Annotated in this window: 15 protein-coding genes and 1 riboswitch; of the genes, 10 read left to right on the forward strand and 5 right to left on the reverse strand. The window is 65.7% G+C overall.

Annotation, left to right across the window (positions count from 1 at the left end):
* Positions 1–38: 38 nt before the first annotated feature.
* From glnK to ACFPK0_RS13910, 6 genes are all read left to right on the forward strand, one after another.
* On the forward strand, positions 39–377 hold the full coding sequence (glnK, locus tag ACFPK0_RS13885; RefSeq protein ID WP_056084571.1) for a P-II family nitrogen regulator: 339 nt from the start codon (positions 39–41) through the stop codon (positions 375–377).
* Between the two features lie 125 nt (positions 378–502).
* A riboswitch (cobalamin riboswitch) is annotated at positions 503–716 on the forward strand.
* A gap of 149 nt (positions 717–865) precedes the next feature.
* Positions 866–3301, forward strand: coding sequence for a ribonucleoside-diphosphate reductase subunit alpha (locus tag ACFPK0_RS13890; protein WP_377341571.1), 2436 nt, complete (start codon positions 866–868; stop codon positions 3299–3301).
* Positions 3302–3318: 17 nt separating this feature from the next.
* A complete protein-coding gene (locus ACFPK0_RS13895; RefSeq protein ID WP_377341573.1) occupies positions 3319–3543 on the forward strand; it encodes a hypothetical protein in 225 nt (74 codons plus the stop codon).
* Between the two features lie 15 nt (positions 3544–3558).
* A complete protein-coding gene (locus tag ACFPK0_RS13900) occupies positions 3559–4584 on the forward strand; it encodes a ribonucleotide-diphosphate reductase subunit beta (protein WP_377341575.1) in 1026 nt (341 codons plus the stop codon).
* A gap of 33 nt (positions 4585–4617) precedes the next feature.
* Positions 4618–5487 carry a helix-turn-helix transcriptional regulator gene (locus ACFPK0_RS13905; RefSeq protein ID WP_377341577.1) on the forward strand — a complete coding sequence of 290 codons (870 nt, stop codon included), beginning with the start codon at positions 4618–4620 and terminating at the stop codon, positions 5485–5487.
* Between the two features lie 48 nt (positions 5488–5535).
* Positions 5536–5979: a nuclear transport factor 2 family protein gene (locus tag ACFPK0_RS13910; protein WP_377341579.1), complete on the forward strand. Its 444-nt coding sequence runs from the start codon at positions 5536–5538 to the stop codon at positions 5977–5979.
* A gap of 290 nt (positions 5980–6269) precedes the next feature.
* Here ACFPK0_RS13910 and ACFPK0_RS13915 read toward each other — a convergent pair whose 3' ends face one another.
* The 3 genes from ACFPK0_RS13915 to ACFPK0_RS13925 form a co-directional block, all read right to left on the reverse strand.
* Positions 6270–8606, reverse strand: coding sequence for a S9 family peptidase (locus ACFPK0_RS13915; protein WP_377341581.1), 2337 nt, complete (start codon positions 8604–8606; stop codon positions 6270–6272).
* Between the two features lie 305 nt (positions 8607–8911).
* Positions 8912–9289, reverse strand: a complete 378-nt coding sequence (locus ACFPK0_RS13920) for a hypothetical protein (protein WP_056084559.1) — start codon at positions 9287–9289, stop codon at positions 8912–8914.
* Between the two features lie 286 nt (positions 9290–9575).
* Complete coding sequence (locus ACFPK0_RS13925) at positions 9576–10475, reverse strand: LysR family transcriptional regulator (protein ID WP_377341583.1); 900 nt, start codon at positions 10473–10475, stop codon at positions 9576–9578.
* Between the two features lie 103 nt (positions 10476–10578).
* On the opposite strand from ACFPK0_RS13925, the gene ACFPK0_RS13930 reads away from it, so the two are divergent.
* The 4 genes from ACFPK0_RS13930 (at position 10579) to ACFPK0_RS13945 (ending at position 14552) form a co-directional block, all read left to right on the forward strand.
* Positions 10579–11571 carry an aldo/keto reductase gene (locus tag ACFPK0_RS13930; RefSeq protein ID WP_377341585.1) on the forward strand — a complete coding sequence of 331 codons (993 nt, stop codon included), beginning with the start codon at positions 10579–10581 and terminating at the stop codon, positions 11569–11571.
* Between the two features lie 128 nt (positions 11572–11699).
* A complete protein-coding gene (locus ACFPK0_RS13935) occupies positions 11700–13109 on the forward strand; it encodes a coniferyl aldehyde dehydrogenase (protein WP_377341587.1) in 1410 nt (469 codons plus the stop codon).
* A 55-nt stretch (positions 13110–13164) separates the two neighbouring features.
* Positions 13165–13989 carry an NADPH-dependent 7-cyano-7-deazaguanine reductase QueF gene (queF, locus tag ACFPK0_RS13940; protein ID WP_377341589.1) on the forward strand — a complete coding sequence of 275 codons (825 nt, stop codon included), beginning with the start codon at positions 13165–13167 and terminating at the stop codon, positions 13987–13989.
* Positions 13986–14552, forward strand: a complete 567-nt coding sequence (locus ACFPK0_RS13945; protein WP_056607916.1) for a hypothetical protein — start codon at positions 13986–13988, stop codon at positions 14550–14552. Before queF ends, ACFPK0_RS13945 begins: the two co-directional genes overlap by 4 nt.
* Positions 14553–14562: 10 nt before the next feature.
* On the opposite strand, the gene ACFPK0_RS13950 is transcribed toward ACFPK0_RS13945, so the two are convergent.
* Both ACFPK0_RS13950 and ACFPK0_RS13955 read right to left on the reverse strand, forming a co-directional pair.
* The gene (locus ACFPK0_RS13950) at positions 14563–15132 is read right to left on the reverse strand and encodes a hypothetical protein (RefSeq protein ID WP_377341592.1); all 570 of its coding nucleotides are present in this window, start codon (positions 15130–15132) and stop codon (positions 14563–14565) included.
* A 242-nt stretch (positions 15133–15374) separates the two neighbouring features.
* Positions 15375–15758, reverse strand: a complete 384-nt coding sequence (locus ACFPK0_RS13955) for an HU family DNA-binding protein (protein ID WP_007081333.1) — start codon at positions 15756–15758, stop codon at positions 15375–15377.
* Positions 15759–16061 lie beyond the last annotated feature (303 nt).

The following is a 16061-nucleotide window of genomic DNA, read 5'->3' on the forward strand; positions in this document are numbered from 1 at the left end:
GTCATGCACCGCGCGTGCCCCCATACCGAGGACATTCCATGAAGCTGGTCGTGGCCATCATCAAGCCGTTCAAGCTGGACGACGTGCGCGAGGCACTGGCGGAAGTCGGCGTGCAAGGCGTCACCGTCACCGAGGTGAAGGGCTTCGGCCGCCAGAAAGGCCACACCGAGCTGTATCGCGGCGCCGAGTACGTGGTCGATTTCCTGCCCAAGATCAAGCTGGAGGTGGCGGTGACCGACGATCAGGTCGACCGCGTGCTGGAAGCCATCCAGCAGGCCGCCCGCACCGGCAAGATCGGCGACGGCAAGATCTTCGTCAGCCAGTTGGATCAGGTCACCCGCATCCGCACCGGCGAGATGGATCACGACGCGCTGTAAGCGGCTTGCGCAGGGCGAAACCCACGTGCGGACACCCGCTCACGTCACCCATGACGATACCTCCGCGCTGAAAACCTGGTTTTGGGGCACACACAAGCTATTGGGTTGACCATACCCAACGTACCCGATATGTTGTGTGCGTCGGTGCCCGGCCGACCCAACATCAGTCGGGCTTAAAAGGGAATCCGGTGTAAATCCGGAACTGCCCCGCAGCGGTAAAGCGGAAACGAACACCTCCACATGCACTGGTCCTCTGCGACCGGGAAGCGGGGGCAAGTAGGTGGATCGTCGTGATCCTCGTCCGCAAGTCCGAAGACCTGCCGGCACATCGGGGCGAACATGTCCCGGTGCGTAGTGACGGTTTCCGCGGGGAAACACGTCGTGGCGCGGGCCTTTGTCGGGGCCGCGTGCGGCTCCCCCGGGATCCATCGCTTCAGGCCCTGCGCGCGGGAGCAGGTGTTTGATGTCCATGCCGGAGCCACCTGCCCATGCAAGCCCTCGATACCGCCGAACGCGAGCGCGCCATCGCGCCCGCCGAACCCCCTGTCGCCCTCCCCGAAACCGCGTTTACCCTGACTCCTCCCCACAGTGCGGCGTCGATGCACGTCACCAAGCGCAACGGCGGCCAGGAAGCCGTCGACGTCAACAAGATCGTGCGCGCCGTGACGCGCAGCGCCGAAGGCCTGCACGGGGTCGATCCACTGCGCGTGGCGCTGAAGACCATCGGTGGCCTGTACGACGGCGCCACCACGCAGGAGCTGGACCAGCTGTCGATCCGCACCGCCGCCTCACTGACCGCCGAAGAACCCGAATACGGCCAGCTCGCCGCGCGCCTGCTCGGCGCCTACATCGACAAGGAGGTCAGCGGCCAGGAGATCCAGAGCTTCTCGCAGTCGATTGCGCGCGGCGCCGAGCTGGGCATCCTCAACGACCGCCTGCGCGATTTCGTAGCCACCAACGCACGCAAGTTGAACGACGCGATCGACCCGTTGGCCACGCGCCGCTTCGAGTATTTCGGCCTGCGCACCGTGTACGACCGCTACCTGCTGCGCCATCCGCAACTGCGGCTGGTGATCGAGACGCCGCAGCATTTCTTCATGCGCATCGCCTGCGCGCTGGGCGGCAACGAGATCGGCGAGACGCTGGAGCTGTACCGGCTGCTGTCGTCGCTGGAATACATCGCCAGCTCGCCCACCCTGTTCAACGCCGGCACCTGCCACGAGCAGCTCAGCTCCTGCTATTTGCTGGATTCGCCGGTCGATTCGCTGGAGTCGATCTACGACAAGTACGCCGATGTGGCGAAGCTGTCGAAGTTTGCCGGCGGCATCGGCCTGGCCTATTCGCGGGTGCGCTCGCGCGGCTCGCTGATCCGCGGTACCAACGGCCACTCCAACGGGTTGCTGCCTTGGCTGAAGACGCTGGACGCCTCGGTCGCCGCGGTGAACCAGGGCGGCAAGCGCAAGGGTGCGGCCTGTGTGTATCTGGAAACGTGGCACGCCGACATCGAGGATTTCCTGGAGCTGCGCGACAACACCGGCGACGACGCCCGCCGCGCGCACAACCTCAACATCGCCAACTGGATCCCCGACGAATTCATGCGTCGGGTCGAGAGCGACGGCGACTGGTCGCTGTTCGACCCCAAGGTGGTGCCGCACTTCGTTGACAGCTGGGGCGAGACGTTCGACACCGCGTACGTCCAAGCCGAGGCCGCTGGCCTCGCGGTGAAAACGGTGAAGGCACGCGAACTCTACGCCCGCATGATGCGCACGCTGGCGCAGACCGGCAACGGCTGGATGACGTTCAAGGACCGCTGCAACGCCACCAGCAATCAGACGGCCAAACCCGGGAACGTGATCCACCTGTCCAACCTGTGCACCGAGATTCTCGAAGTCAGCTCGGTGGACGAGACGGCCGTGTGCAACCTGGGCTCGGTGAACCTGGCGCGCCACGTCGTCGATGGCGCGTTCGATTACGACCAGCTCGCCGCCACCGTGCGCACCGCCGTGCGTCAGCTCAATCGCGTGATCGACCTGAACTACTACCCGATCGCCACGGCGCGCACGGCGAACATGAAGTGGCGGCCCGTCGGCCTCGGCGTGATGGGTTTGCAGGACGTGTTCTTCAAACTGCGCTTGGCCGTAGACTCGGCCGAGGCACTGGCACTGTCGACCCGCATCGCGGAGGAGATCTACTTCAACGCGTTGTCGCAGTCGTGCGAACTGGCCGAGGGCGAAGGCATGCATCCCGGCTTCGCCGAAAGCCGCGCCGTAAATGGCGAACTGCAATTCGACTACTGGTCGAACACCACGCCGCATAACACGGCGCGCTGGGACGCCCTGCGCGAAAAGATCAAGCAACACGGCCTGCGCAATTCGCTACTGATTGCGATCGCGCCCACCGCCACCATTGCGTCCATCGCCGGCTGCTACGAATGCATCGAGCCGCAGGTCAGCAACCTGTTCAAGCGCGAGACGCTGTCCGGCGATTTCCTGCAGGTAAACCGCTACCTCGCCGACGAACTGAAAGCGCTGGGTTTGTGGACACCCGAGGTACGCGACGCGATCAAGCTGGCCGAGGGATCGATCCAGAACATCAACGCCATCCCGGAGCGCCTGCGCGCGATCTACCGCACCGTGTGGGAACTGCCGCAGAAAGCACTGATCGAACTGGCTGCCGCACGCGGCGCATACATCGACCAAAGCCAGTCGCTGAACCTTTTCATGGAAAACCCGAACATCGGCCAGTTGAGCTCGATGTACATGTACGCGTGGAAGGCCGGCATCAAGACCACGTATTACCTGCGCTCACGCCCCGCCACCAGGATCGCCAAGACCACGGTCTCGGCAGCACCTGACCAGGCGCAGGCCACCGCCGCGGTGTTTTGTTCACTGGAGAACCCGGAGTATTGCGAAGCCTGCCAGTAGCGCAACGAGGTGTCGCGATGAAGCGTTACCGGAATCTCGACGGCCACTCCGGCGTCACCGCCTACGAGTGCGGTGACGGTTTCATCCGCGTCCGTTTCGTCAATGGCGATATTTACGAGTACACCGACAAGGCCACCGGCCGCGAACACATCGCGAACATGCAAAAGCTGGCGCAAGCCGGCCTGGGGCTTTCCACCTATGTCAGCCGCTTCGTGCACGACGACTATGCGCGCAAGCTCTGAATCCAAGGAACCAAGATGTCCGCCCAACCCACCCGCAACAACCACATTCTCGACCCGGGTTTCGAACTCACCCTGCGCCCGATGCGCTACCCCGGTTTCTACGAGATGTACCGCAACGCGATCAAGAACACCTGGACCGTCGAGGAAGTGGATTTCTCGATGGACACGCGGGATCTGGATACGAAGATGTCCGCTGCCGACCGCCATCTGATCCGGCGCCTGGTGGCGTTCTTCGCCACCGGCGACACCATCGTGTCGAACAACCTGGTGTTGAACCTGTACCAGCACATCAACGCGCCGGAAGCGCGCATGTATCTCTCCCGGCAGTTGTACGAGGAGGCGCTGCACGTGCAGTTTTACCTCACCCTGCTGGACACCTATATCCCCGATCCGGCCGAGCGCAACGCCGCGTTTGCGGCGATCGAGACGATCCCCTCGATCCAGCAGAAAGGCGCGTTCTGCTTCAAGTGGATCGACTCGATCCAGGGCCTGCGCCGGCTGGAGACGCGCGCGCATCGGCGCCAGTTTCTGCTCAACCTGATCTGCTTCGCCGCCTGCATCGAAGGGCTGTTCTTCTACGCTGCGTTCGCCTATGTGTACTACCTGCGTTCACGTGGTTTGCTGCACGGCCTGGCGGCCGGCACCAACTGGGTGTTCCGCGACGAGAGCTGCCACATGGCGTTCGCCTTCGACGTGGTACGCACCGTGCGCGAACAGGAGCCGGACCTGTTCGACGCGGACATGCGCGCCCAGGTCGAGCAGATGATGGAAGAGGCGATCGCCTGCGAAACCCAGTTCGCCGAGGACGTGCTGTCCGGCGGCGTGGCCGGCATGTCGGTGAAGGACATGCGCCAGTACCTGGAGTACTGCGCCGACCAGCGCTTCGCCCAGCTGGACATGCCGAAGAAATACGGCGCGAAGAACCCGTTCGACTTCATGGACCTGCAGGACGTGCAGGAGCTGGCCAACTTCTTCGAACGCCGCGTCTCGGCGTATCAGGTGGGTGTGCAGGGCGAGGTGGCGTTCGACATGGCGTTTTGAGACGCTGGGTGCCCCGCCGCGAACGAGCGAGCCATGGGCGCCTCCCATCTCACCGTGCTGTTCGACAGTCCGCTGCTGCGGATCACCGACATCGACTGCAGCCATCCCCGCGGTGGTTGCGGCGGCGAACGCGGCGACGAACACACCCACCTGATGCTGCTGCGGCGCGGCGGCTTCGGTTATCACCTGCGCGGGGCGGAATACGTGGGCGACCCCGCCACCGCCCTGCTCTACCGCGCCGGCGACAGTTACCGCATCTCGCATCCGTTCGAGGGCGGCGACGCCGGCAGTTGTTTCGAGGTGGCGCCCGCGCACGAGGAGGCGCTGTTTGGTCAACGCCTGCGCGGATCGGCCGACGCGGCGCGGCCCGTGGAGGCTATCGACCAGTACCGGCATCGTGCGCTCCACGCGGCGCTCGCCCACGATGAGCGCGATCGTCTGCGGATAGAGGAAGCGGCTGCCACACTGTGCACCGCGGTGCTTCGGCATGATGCGACGGCGAGCATCGCACCGCTGTCTCCCGCCATCCGGCGTCGGCTTCGTCAGGTGCAGGAAGTGCTGCTGGCCGATCCGACCACTGCCGCCGGCCTGGCCGAGCTCGCCACCCATGCCGGTTGCTCGCCGTTCCACCTTTCCCGCCTGTTTCGCCGCGCCTGCGGCAGCAGCCTGGTCGCCTACCGCACGCGCTTGCGCATCGCGCTCGCGCTCGACCGGCTCGCCCACGGCGCGGACAATCTCGCCGCACTGGCCAGCGAACTGGGCTTCAGCCATCAGAGCCACTTCGGCGCGACCTTCCGCCGACACGTCGGACTGACCCCGCGCGCCGCGCGCGAAACCCTGCGTCCGTCGGCGCTGGTCCGCACGGGCAAGAATTTGATAGCCGGACGCCGGCCGGAACCCTAGCGTCGGGGCCACGCCCGGCCTGTCGCCGGGCTTTCGACGGAGGCCACCATGAAACAGTCCGCCACCCTGCTCGCGATGCTGCTGGGTATCGCACCCGCCGCGGCAACCGCGCCGCACGCCTCGTTGCCGCCCGCGCTGGCCCGCGCGGTCGCCGCGTTCGATCGCGCCCAGGTCGAAGGCGATGGCGTGGCGTTGCAGCGCCTGCTCGCCGACGACTACGTGCTGTTCAACAGCCGCGCCCGGGTCGAGAACAAGGCGGACTTCATCCGCGACTACACCGCCCCGGGCTATTCGCTGAAACCGTTCACGGTCGAACAGGAGGTAGTGCGCTACTGGCCCGGCGGCGCCGTGCTCGGCGGCGTGGCCACGCTGGAGGGCAGCAGCGATGGCAAGCCATTCAAGGCGCGCCTGCGTTTCGCCGACATCTGGCGCGAGCGCGATGGCCAATGGCAGGTGATCTTCACCCAGGCGACCCGAATGAAGACACCGTAATCACCGCATGACTTCGGCAGGTTGACCGCGGAAACTGACGCGGGCACGCGCCCCGGGCTGCGGCCGGTAAGACGTTGAGCGAGGAGACGCGTTGCTGGCGCTGGGCCATGAGCTGACCCACGTGCGGCGCGGCTCCGCGTGGCTGGAAGCCCGCGATCGCGCATCATCTTGCTCCCTACCCTGCGCACACGGGAGTGCTGGGGCGGGGCGCTCTTCACCAAGTCGAGGTCAAGAGCGTTACTCCGTCCTGGCCTCCCGCTGCTGCGCAGGGGAGGAACCGGCCCTGGCGCTCACTTCCACGGCCACGCCTTCAATTCGTACTCCCTTGGTGGCGTATTGCCGGCGAGGTACTGCACGAAATAATCCCAACGCCGGCGGGTGGCGTACGGGGTGGATTCGGCGTAGCCATGGCGGGCGTTGGGGATCATCAGCAGGTCGAAATCCTTGTTCGCCTTGATCAGCGCATCGACCACCAGCAAGGTGTTGGATGGCGGCACGTTGTCGTCCATGGTGCCGTGCACCAGCATCAGGCGGCCCTTGAGATTCTTCGCGAAGCTCCGGTTGGCCTGGGCGTCGTAGTTGGTCTTGCCGTCCTTGCCGGTTTCCAGCAGCCCCTGCCATTTCTCGGCCCAATCGTCCTCGTAGTTGCGGTTGTCGTGGTTGCCGCTCTCGGCCCAGCCGACCTTGAAGAAATCGGGGTAATGGAACATCGCGCCGGCGGTGGCATTGCCGCCGCCGGAGTGGCCCCACACGCCCACGCGATCGAGGTCGATCCACGAATGCGCCTTGCCCAGCTGCTTGAGTGCAGTGACCTGGTCGGGCAGCGTGTTGTCCTCGATGTGCTCGAAGTACGCGTCGTGGAATGCCTTGGAGCGCCACGGTGTACCCATGCCGTCGATGGCCACCACGATGAAGCCCAGCTCGGCCATCGCCTGGTGATCGCTGCGTGCGGCCAGGAAGCTGCGGCCGCGCACCGAGCCGGTCTGCGGGCCGGGATAGATGTAGTCGATGATCGGATATTTCTTCGACGCATCGAAGTTCGTCGGCTTGAACATCATGCCGTACAGGTCGGTCTTGCCGTCGCGCGCCTTCACCGTGAAGGGGATCGGCGGCACCCAGCCGGCAGCCTTCAGGCGCGCGATGTCGGCGGTGGCGATGGGCGCCACGGTACGGCCGTCATCCGCGCTTCGCAGGGCGGTGATTGGCGGCACGGTGGGGGTGGACCAGGCATCGACAAACAGACGTCCATCCGGCGACAGCGTAACCGTGTGGTCGGCCGCCTCCGGGGTCAACAACACCGGCTTGCCGCCATCCAGGCTGACCTTGAAGAACTGCTGGTAATACGGGTTCACGCCCGCCGTGCGGCCCACGCCGCGAAACCACACGCTGCGGGTTTTCGGATCGAGCTTGAGCACCTCGGTGACATTGCCCTCGCCGGTGGTGATCGCGTGCTTGAGCTTGCCGTCGGTGAGGTCGTAGAGATACAGGTTGCCCCAGTTGTTGCGCTCGCTGAACCAGATCGCCTCGTTCGTCTCCGGCAGGTAGCGCCAGTTCACCGCGCCGTTGCCGCTCTCGTAATACGTGGGCACCTTTTCCTCGAACACGGTGCGCACCTTGCCGGTGCGCGCGTCGGCGATGCGGAACCACTCGTGCTTGTGGTCGCGCGAGGTGGAGACGAAGGCCAGGGTCTTGCCGTCGGGCGCCCATTTCACGTCGTCCCAGCCACCGTCGGGTCCGCAGCTGACGTCGTCGCACAGGGTGGAGCGGTGCTGGTCCGGCGGCATCTGCAAACGCGTGATCTTTTTCGCGGCGACGTCGATGATCACGCGCTCGATCATCGTCACGTCCTTGTCGCCCACCAGCGGATATTTCCACTTTTCCAGTTCGGGATGGCCGACCCTGGTCTTGATCAGGTACATGTCGCCGGTCTTGCGCTGATCCTGCTGGAAGGTGGCGATCTGCTTCGAATCGGGCGACCACTCGACGATGGCCTTGTCAGTGTGTTTCCAACCGGCGTTGTCGGTGGCGTAGCCGAAGTTCTCCACGCCGTCGGTGGTGAGCTGGGTCTCTTCGCCGGTGGCGACGTCGCGCAGCCACAGGTTCCAGTCGCGGATGAACGCTTCGCTCTTCTTGTCTGGCGACAGCGCGCCCGGTTCGTCACCGGTTTTTACCAACGTGGCGCGATCGACGCAGCTGGCCGTGGCGGCGGTCAGGTCGCACACGTAATGCTTCTTGCGCACGACGATGTCGATGCGGCCGTCCGTCCTCGCCTCGTAGCCGGTCACCGGCAGCTTCTTCGCATCGACCGGCTTGCCGCCGGCGTCGCTCAGTGCAGTGGCCAGTTTTGCCTGGTCGAACAAGGGCACGGTCTTGCCGCTGGCCGCATCCATCCGCACGAAATGATCGCCCTTGGCGTCGTGGTCCACGTACCAGAAGTGAGCGTCGTCCAGCCAATGGACCTCGGTCACCGCGTGATCGACCAGCGGCACGGTGTTGTAGCTCATGAACCGCTCCGCCTGCGCGTAGTCGCTCGCGCCCAGCGTGCGCCCCTGCGCGGCAACGCCGCCCGACAACAACCCCATCACCACCGCGCCAAGCAGGCGTGGCTTGCCGATCATCGAATGCATGCATTCCTCCACAGACGGATGGCATGCGCGCCACGATCCGCGCGCACACCTGACCGCAGGATGCTAGCGCATTGCCCACCGATGCCCCCCGTGCCAAAGGTCCATCCGTCAAACGCGGCGGTGCTCCGGGGAACGTCGAAGTCAGCGGTCCGCCTTGCGCGAATGCTTACCTGCACCGGCCGCCGCTGAACGCACCTGCCGCCCCGGTGGCGGTCCGGCGGGAAAAACGGTGCGCCTTGCGCGCCGGCTTCAACCCGCCGGGCCGTTTGCTGCCCGGACGGCCCGGGCAGTGACGCAGCGGGCTGTCACTGGATGTAACCGGATTCCTGGGTATCGACCTTGATCCGGATGAGTTTCATGGAACCGATGTTGCCCATGCCACCGTTGGAGAAGGTCAGCACGCCCTCACCCTTGTAGTGGTACTCGGTGCGCGAGTTGTCGCCACCGAAGTGGAAGGGAATCCAGGCTTTTCCGGTCATATACACCTTCTGGTCGGTCGGCGGACCGATCAAGTCCATGATCTGCTTCGAATGCATGCCCACCTGGATCTTGGCGAACTTGCTGCCCGGTGCCGGCGTTCCGATGACATCGGCGGCCTTCGGAGCACCGGCGCAAAAGCCCGCCGGAGCATAGCTGGCGAACAGCGCCAGCGACGACATGAATACGATCGACTTGATACTCATTGATTTGCTTCCTCCATGAATGGTGGCGGCCACAGCGACGAAACGGGTACGGACCAGGGCGACCTTGCACCGCCAAAACGGAACACCCGGGCGCAGGCCGACTTCGGTCTTGCTGCAGATGAAAAGATTGCGCCGGGTTGGATTGGCGGCGAAATCCTCGATGGATGATGGACAGGTGCACGGGGCGCAACAATCGGCGAACCCGCAGCGAAACGTAGGGGTTTTCCGAGCCTCGCGCCGTGGTGGTCCAGATACGTGCCGCAGGCCCGGATGGACGACAAGACTCTCAGCACTGCGCGGCGGTCAGCTCCACCAGCCAGTCGATGAAGACCCGCAGGCGCGCTGGCATCTGCCGCTGTTGCGGATACAACACGGTGATGGGCAGCGACGGCGGTGGATACGCTGGCAGGATCTCGCGCAGCCGGCCCGTCTTGAATCCCTCCGCGATGCGTTGGCGCGTCATCTGGGCGATGCCCAGGCCCGCTTCGCAGCAGCCGCGATAGGCATCCATGCCGCTGACGCTGACACAACCGGGCAGCGTGACCTCGCGACGGCGTCGGCCGACCATGAACTCCAGCGGCTCGGCGCGGCGGGTGTTGGGCGAAACCCAGTTCACCGCGACATGCCCATCCTGCAGTGCGGCCAGTGACTCGGGCAGGCCGTGCCGGCGCACGTAACCGGCGCTGGCCACGGTGGCCTGCTGCAGCATCCCCACCCGTCGGCCGACCATGCCCGAATCACCCAGATGGCCGATGCGCAGCACGCAATCCACGCCTTCGCGCACCATATCCACGAAGCGGTCGCCGGTGCCGATGTCCAGCTCGATCTGCGGGTAGCGTGCGAAGAACGTGGGCAAGGCAGGGATCACCAGCAACCACCCCAGCGAGGCGGGGAGATCGATCCGCAACCGACCCTTGGGCTGTATCGCGGCCTCGCGAAAATCCGCCTCGACCTCGTCCATGTCGGCCAGCAGGCGTCGGCAGTGTCCGTAATAGGTTTCGCCGTCGCGGGTGGTGCGCACGCTGCGGGTGGTGCGCTGGAGCAGCTGCGCGCCGAGGCGCGTCTCCAGCCGCTTGATCGCGTGGGTGACGGTGGCGCGCGGCAGGTTGAGGTCATCCGCCGCGGCGGTGAAGCTGCCCAGTTCCACGATGCGCGTATACAGCCGCATGGCTTCGAGACGGTCCATGGCGATTGTTGGTTGTTTTGGAATGGTGATGTCCATTATTGACCATTTATCCGGCCAACGTGGCGGCGCATCATGCGTCCACCTTCCACCACGGAGCCCCGCCATGCAGACCCGCACCCTCGGCCGCAACGGCCCGCAAGTTTCCGCCCTCGGCCTCGGCTGCATGGGCATGAGCGCGTTCTATGGCGCGCATGACGACGCCGAATCGATCGCCACCATCCACCACGCGCTGGAGCGCGGCTTCAACCTGCTCGACACCGCCGACATGTACGGCCCGCACACCAACGAGGTGCTGGTGGGCAAGGCGATCAAGGGTCGCCGCGAGCAGGCTTTCGTCGCCACCAAGTTCGGCATCGTGCTCGACCCGGGCAACCCGCAGGCACGCGGTATCGACGGCCGGCCCGAGTACGTGCGCGCCGCCTGCGACGCCAGCCTGAAGCGGCTGGGCATCGACACCATCGATCTGTATTACCAGCACCGCGTCGACCCGAGCGTGCCGATCGAGGACACCGTGGGCGCGATGGCCGAGCTGGTGACCGCGGGCAAGGTGCGTTACCTGGGCATGAGCGAAGCGTCGGGCGCGACATTGGAGCGTGCCTGCAAGGTGCATCCGATTGCCGCGCTGCAAAGCGAGTTCTCGCTGTGGACGCGCGACCCGCAGGAAAACGGCATGCTCGCCGCCTGTCGCAAGCTCGGCGTCAGCCTGGTGGCCTATTCGCCGCTGGGCCGCGGCTTTCTCACCGGCGCGATCCGCACCCCCGACGATTTCGAGGCCAACGACTACCGCCGCAACAGCCCGCGTTTCATGGGCGACAACTTCGACCGCAACCTGCAACTGGTCGAGAAGGTGAAGGCGCTGGCCGCCGACAAGGGTTGCTCGCCGGCGCAGCTGGCGCTGGCCTGGGTGCTGGCGCAGGGCGACGACGTGCTGGCGATTCCCGGCACCCGCAAACGCAGCCGGCTGGACGAGAACCTGGGCGCGCTGCAGGTGCGACTCCAAGCGGACGAGCTGGCCGCGATCGACGCGGTGTTCTCGCCCGGAGCGGTGGCCGGCCGGCGTTACACCGACGCGGGCATGCACATGGTCAACGTCTGACACCCCGCGGCGGGGCGACGAATCACCCGGCTCGCGACGATGGCGTGATAGAAAGGAGGCGAACATTCGCGGCGCGGGCGTCATCGAAACGCCGCGCCACGAATGGCCACCAGCACTGCGGAAATGCCTTGACCGATCCCGTCGCATTGAACGAAACGCTGCAGCGCATGCGTCACGCGCAAAGCGGCAATCCCCTGCCGGCATGGTCGGTGCGAGCGGGCCGGCTGCGAGCGCTGCGAGCGCTGCTGCGCGACCATCGCGCGGAGCTGGCGGCCGCCATCGACGCCGATTTCGGCCGCCGGCCGACGCAGGAAACCGACCTGTTGGAGCTGTTCCCCAGCCTCTCGGCGATCAGCCATGCGCTGCGCCACGGGCGGCGCTGGATGACACCACGACGACGCCTGGCCGGCGCGCTGTTTCTGCCCGCGCGCATCGAACTGCGACCGCAGCCGCGGGGCGTGGTGGGCATCATCGTGCCGTGGAACTACCCGCTGTACCTGGCGGTGGGGCCGCTGGTCGATGCGCTGGCCGCGGGCAACCGCGTGATGTTGAAGATGAGCGAATTCACCCCGCGCTTCTCGGCCCTGTTCGCCTCCTTGGTGGCGCGGCATTTCCATGCCGACGACGTGGTCGTGGTCACCGGCGCGGCGGATGTGGCGCAGGCGTTTTCCGCGCTGCCGTTCGACCACCTGCTGTTCACCGGCTCGACCGCGGTGGGGCATCAGGTGATGCACACGGCGGCGGCCAACCTCACCCCGGTGACGCTGGAGCTGGGCGGCAAATCACCGGCGATCATCGGCCCGGGCGCGCGCTTCGAGCACGCGGTGGAACGCATCGTGTTCGGCAAGCTGGTCAATGCCGGGCAGACCTGCATCGCGCCGGATTACGTGCTGTTGCCGCGCGATCGCATGGACGACTTCGTGACCGAGGCACGGCGCGTGATGGCGCGGATGTATCCGCAACTGGCGCAGAACGGGCAGTACGCCAGCATCGCGTCCGACCGCCAGTACCAACGACTGACCGCCCTGCTCGATGATGCCCGCGGTCGTGGTGCCCACGTGCATCCGCTGGGCGATGCCGCAGCGGATGCCACGCACCGGCTGCTGCCGCCGCAACTGCTCAGCCGGGTCGACGACAGCATGGCGGTGATGCACGAGGAGATCTTCGGCCCGCTGCTGCCGCTGCTGCCCTACGACACCATCGACCAGGCCATCGCCAGTGTGGCGGCGCGCCCGCATCCGCTGGCGCTATACCTGTTCGAGAGCGACAAGGCGCTGATCGAGCGCGTGCTGACACGCACGACCGCCGGCGGCGTTTCGGTCAACGACACGCTGTACCACATCGCCCAGCACGGCTTGCCATTTGGCGGCGTGGGCGCATCGGGCATGGGCGGTTATCACGGCGAAGCGGGTTTCCGCACGTTCTCGCACCTGAAGCCGGTTTTTCACCAGGCGCGGTTCAACGGTGCCGGCTTGTTCAATCCGCCCTATGGCGAACGGTTCCGCCGCCTGCTCGATCTGTTGCTGCGACGCGGCTGAACCGCAGCCACGGGGCGACGAGACACCTGCGTCGCGTATCAATAGACTTCCCGGCATGAATTCTCCCGAACACTCCCCGCTGGGCAAGGAAACGCCGTACGCGGACCGCTACGACCCCGCGCTGCTGTTTCCCATCCCGCGCGACAGCAACCGGGCGGAGTTGGGCCTGGCCGAACCCTTGCCGTTCCACGGCGTGGATATCTGGAACGCGTACGAATTGTCGTGGCTGGACCCGCGCGGCAAACCGGTGGTTGCGCTGGCCGAATTCCGTGTGCCGGCGACGTCGCCGCAGCTGATCGAATCGAAATCCTTCAAGCTGTACTTGAACGGTTTCGCCGGCGAGCGCATCGCGGACGCGGCCACCCTCACCCGTACGCTGGTGCGTGACCTCTCGTCCGCCGCCGGCGCGGTGGTCGGCGTGCAGCTGGGCGACGCCCGCGCGGCGGTCTACCCGGTCGACGATATGGACGGCCATTTGCTGGATGACCAGGCCATCGATATCGACGATTACGGTCCGCCGAACGCCGATTTCCTGCATGCCGATCGCAGCCTCACGCCGGTGGCCGAGACACTGGTGTCGCATCTGCTGCGCTCGAACTGCCCGGTGACGGGCCAGCCGGACTGGGGCAGCGTGCAGATCGCCTACCGCGGCGCGCCGATCGACCACGCGGGGTTGCTGCGTTACCTGGTGTCGTTCCGCAATCACAACGAGTTCCACGAGCATTGCGCGGAGCGCATCTTCGTCGACCTCAGCCGGTGCTGCGAACCGCAGCAACTGAGCGTGTACGCGCGCTACACGCGACGCGGCGGGCTGGATATCAACCCGTTCCGCAGCAACACGCCGGTCACTCCACCCAACCTGCGGACGGTGCGGCAATGAAGAACGATCGGGCTCGTTTCCGGGCGGCAACCATCGCATGCCAGGCACTGTGGCTGCTGGCACTGGGCGGCTGCGGCAAACCCGACACGCCGCCAGCCGCGCCGGCACCGGCACCTGCCCGCACGGTGCAAGCACCCGCCAGCGTGGCGCGGGTGGTTCCCGCGCCGGTGTCCTCCACGGCGGCGACGCCCGCACCGGCGGCAAGCGTCGCCGCCGCCGCGGCGATCAAGGTGATGCAGCTCACGCTGGGTACGAGCGTCGATGACGCCCACAAGATCACCGCGCCGGGCACGCGCTTCGCGCCCGACGCGAAAACGCTGTATGCCAGTGTGGATACGCGTGGCCAGACCGCCAAGTCCACGCTCAACGCGCGCTGGCGCTATCTGGAGGGCGACGGCCAGTTGATCAGCAGCATCAGCCAGTCGATCGCCGCCGACGGCCCGGCCACCACCACGTTCACGCTGCACAATCCCGATCTGTGGCCCGAGGGGAAATACCGGATCGAGATCTTCCTCGACGGTGCGCCGGTGATCCAACGCGATTTCGAGATCGCCAAACCCTGACCGCGCCGGGTCAGCCGGCCCGTCCGCCGTTCTCCCGCGTCACCGAGCCACCGAGATAGCGGTATTGATCGGGCGGCAGGTACAGCGGAAACAGGGTCGACTCCTCCTGTCGCAACAGCCGGCCCAGCAGGCTTGCCGCGCGCGCCACATCGGGTACGAAACGGCGGCGGCAGGTGGCATCCCACGGGGCGCCGAGATATTCCACCAGGATCGCCTCGATGCGCAGCACGTGGCGCCGCACGTCGGCCTGCACTTCGTTGAAGTGGACCATCGCCATCGTGTCGTGCTCGAGCGCGCAACGCAGGTACGGATAAAACTGCACGTCCTTGATCAGCGCCGTGCGCCGGAAACCATCGGCGAAATCCTGCAGGCAGGCAATCTGCGTGCTTTCGTCCGACGTGCGGCAGGCATCGAGCAGGGCGCGCATCAGCCCCCTTGCGGTCGCCGCATCCAGCTTCAGTTCGGCAACGAGGCGCTGTCGGTAGCGGACCGGAAACAGCGAGCCGCCGTCACCGGAGCTGGCCGTGGTTTGGCCCTCCGGAACCGGCGTTCGTTCAAGCATGCCGCGCAGCAAACGCATCGAAGCCCCCGTCCCTGAACCCCGGCCACGCCATCGCGTCGGCGCCGGGTCAAGTCCGAGTCTAGATTAATTTCGGGGTGATTCGACGAAATTGTGCGCTACCGCACGGAAATTCTTGCGCGCACATGTTTGAAACGAGGCGCCATGAGGGAGATTGTTTGCGCCTCCGAATCGTTTCCCCCACGACGGGAGGAACGAATCGGATGCGGCGGCATCACGCACGCCGCATCCAGGGTCCGACGTCAGGCAGCGGCGTCTTTCAGCTTCTTCAGCGGACGCACCTTGATCTTGACCGAGGCAGGCTTGGCGGCAAACACCTGTTCCTGCTTGGTGAACGGGTTGATGCCCTTGCGCTTCGGCTTGGCCGGCACCTTGACGGCGGTGACCTTCAGCAGGCCCGGCAAGGTGAACTCGCCAGCACCCTTCTTGTTGACGGAGGCGGTGACGGCGCCTTCCAGCGCAGCCAGCACAGCGCGCACATCTTTCGCAGCCACGCCGCTGCTCTCGACCAGGTGCGCGAGCAGCCCGGACTTGTTCAACGGTTCCTTGATCGGTTTCGGAGCAGCGGCAGGTTTGGCCACTGCTTTGGGTGCTGCGCCCTTCGTCTTGTTCGTCGTCTTGGCCATGGATTAATTCCGTGTATTCGATGATGGATGGTGGGTTTGCCGCGAAAACCCCTCTCGGCAATGTGGAATGTAGGGCAAGCGTGTTGGCTCGCCAAGTCATGATGCAGCTACAAAAGCGCTTACATGTCGCATCCCGGCGACAAGAACACCCCCGGCGAGGTCTTTCACGTCGATGTTCCCGTACCGGCGCGGGCGTGTTTTACTGCATGCCGCAGGCGAGGACAGGTGGATTCCAGGGGCGACTTTCCGGGGTTCATCGCTGCCGTTGCACCAGCAGGGTGTGCCTTGCGGCGTTGCGGGCGG

The organism is Rhodanobacter ginsenosidimutans, from assembly GCF_042655685.1.
GTDB lineage: Bacteria > Pseudomonadota > Gammaproteobacteria > Xanthomonadales > Rhodanobacteraceae > Rhodanobacter > Rhodanobacter ginsenosidimutans.

What these genes read in the sequence shown, in the direction of transcription:
- ACFPK0_RS13915 (WP_377341581.1), bottom strand. Translation starts at nt 8,606, where the DNA reads ATGCATTCGATGATCGGCAAGCCACGCCTGCTTGGCGCGGTGGTGATG.
- ACFPK0_RS13955 (WP_007081333.1), bottom strand. Translation starts at nt 15,758, where the DNA reads ATGGCCAAGACGACGAACAAGACGAAGGGCGCAGCACCCAAAGCAGTG.
- ACFPK0_RS13910 (WP_377341579.1), top strand. Translation starts at nt 5,536, where the DNA reads ATGAAACAGTCCGCCACCCTGCTCGCGATGCTGCTGGGTATCGCACCC.
- ACFPK0_RS13950 (WP_377341592.1), bottom strand. Translation starts at nt 15,132, where the DNA reads ATGCGTTTGCTGCGCGGCATGCTTGAACGAACGCCGGTTCCGGAGGGC.
- ACFPK0_RS13925 (WP_377341583.1), bottom strand. Translation starts at nt 10,475, where the DNA reads ATGGACCGTCTCGAAGCCATGCGGCTGTATACGCGCATCGTGGAACTG.
- ACFPK0_RS13945 (WP_056607916.1), top strand. Translation starts at nt 13,986, where the DNA reads ATGAAGAACGATCGGGCTCGTTTCCGGGCGGCAACCATCGCATGCCAG.
- ACFPK0_RS13920 (WP_056084559.1), bottom strand. Translation starts at nt 9,289, where the DNA reads ATGAGTATCAAGTCGATCGTATTCATGTCGTCGCTGGCGCTGTTCGCC.
- ACFPK0_RS13890 (WP_377341571.1), top strand. Translation starts at nt 866, where the DNA reads ATGCAAGCCCTCGATACCGCCGAACGCGAGCGCGCCATCGCGCCCGCC.
- glnK (WP_056084571.1), top strand. Translation starts at nt 39, where the DNA reads ATGAAGCTGGTCGTGGCCATCATCAAGCCGTTCAAGCTGGACGACGTG.
- ACFPK0_RS13895 (WP_377341573.1), top strand. Translation starts at nt 3,319, where the DNA reads ATGAAGCGTTACCGGAATCTCGACGGCCACTCCGGCGTCACCGCCTAC.
- queF (WP_377341589.1), top strand. Translation starts at nt 13,165, where the DNA reads ATGAATTCTCCCGAACACTCCCCGCTGGGCAAGGAAACGCCGTACGCG.
- ACFPK0_RS13900 (WP_377341575.1), top strand. Translation starts at nt 3,559, where the DNA reads ATGTCCGCCCAACCCACCCGCAACAACCACATTCTCGACCCGGGTTTC.
- ACFPK0_RS13930 (WP_377341585.1), top strand. Translation starts at nt 10,579, where the DNA reads ATGCAGACCCGCACCCTCGGCCGCAACGGCCCGCAAGTTTCCGCCCTC.
- ACFPK0_RS13905 (WP_377341577.1), top strand. Translation starts at nt 4,618, where the DNA reads ATGGGCGCCTCCCATCTCACCGTGCTGTTCGACAGTCCGCTGCTGCGG.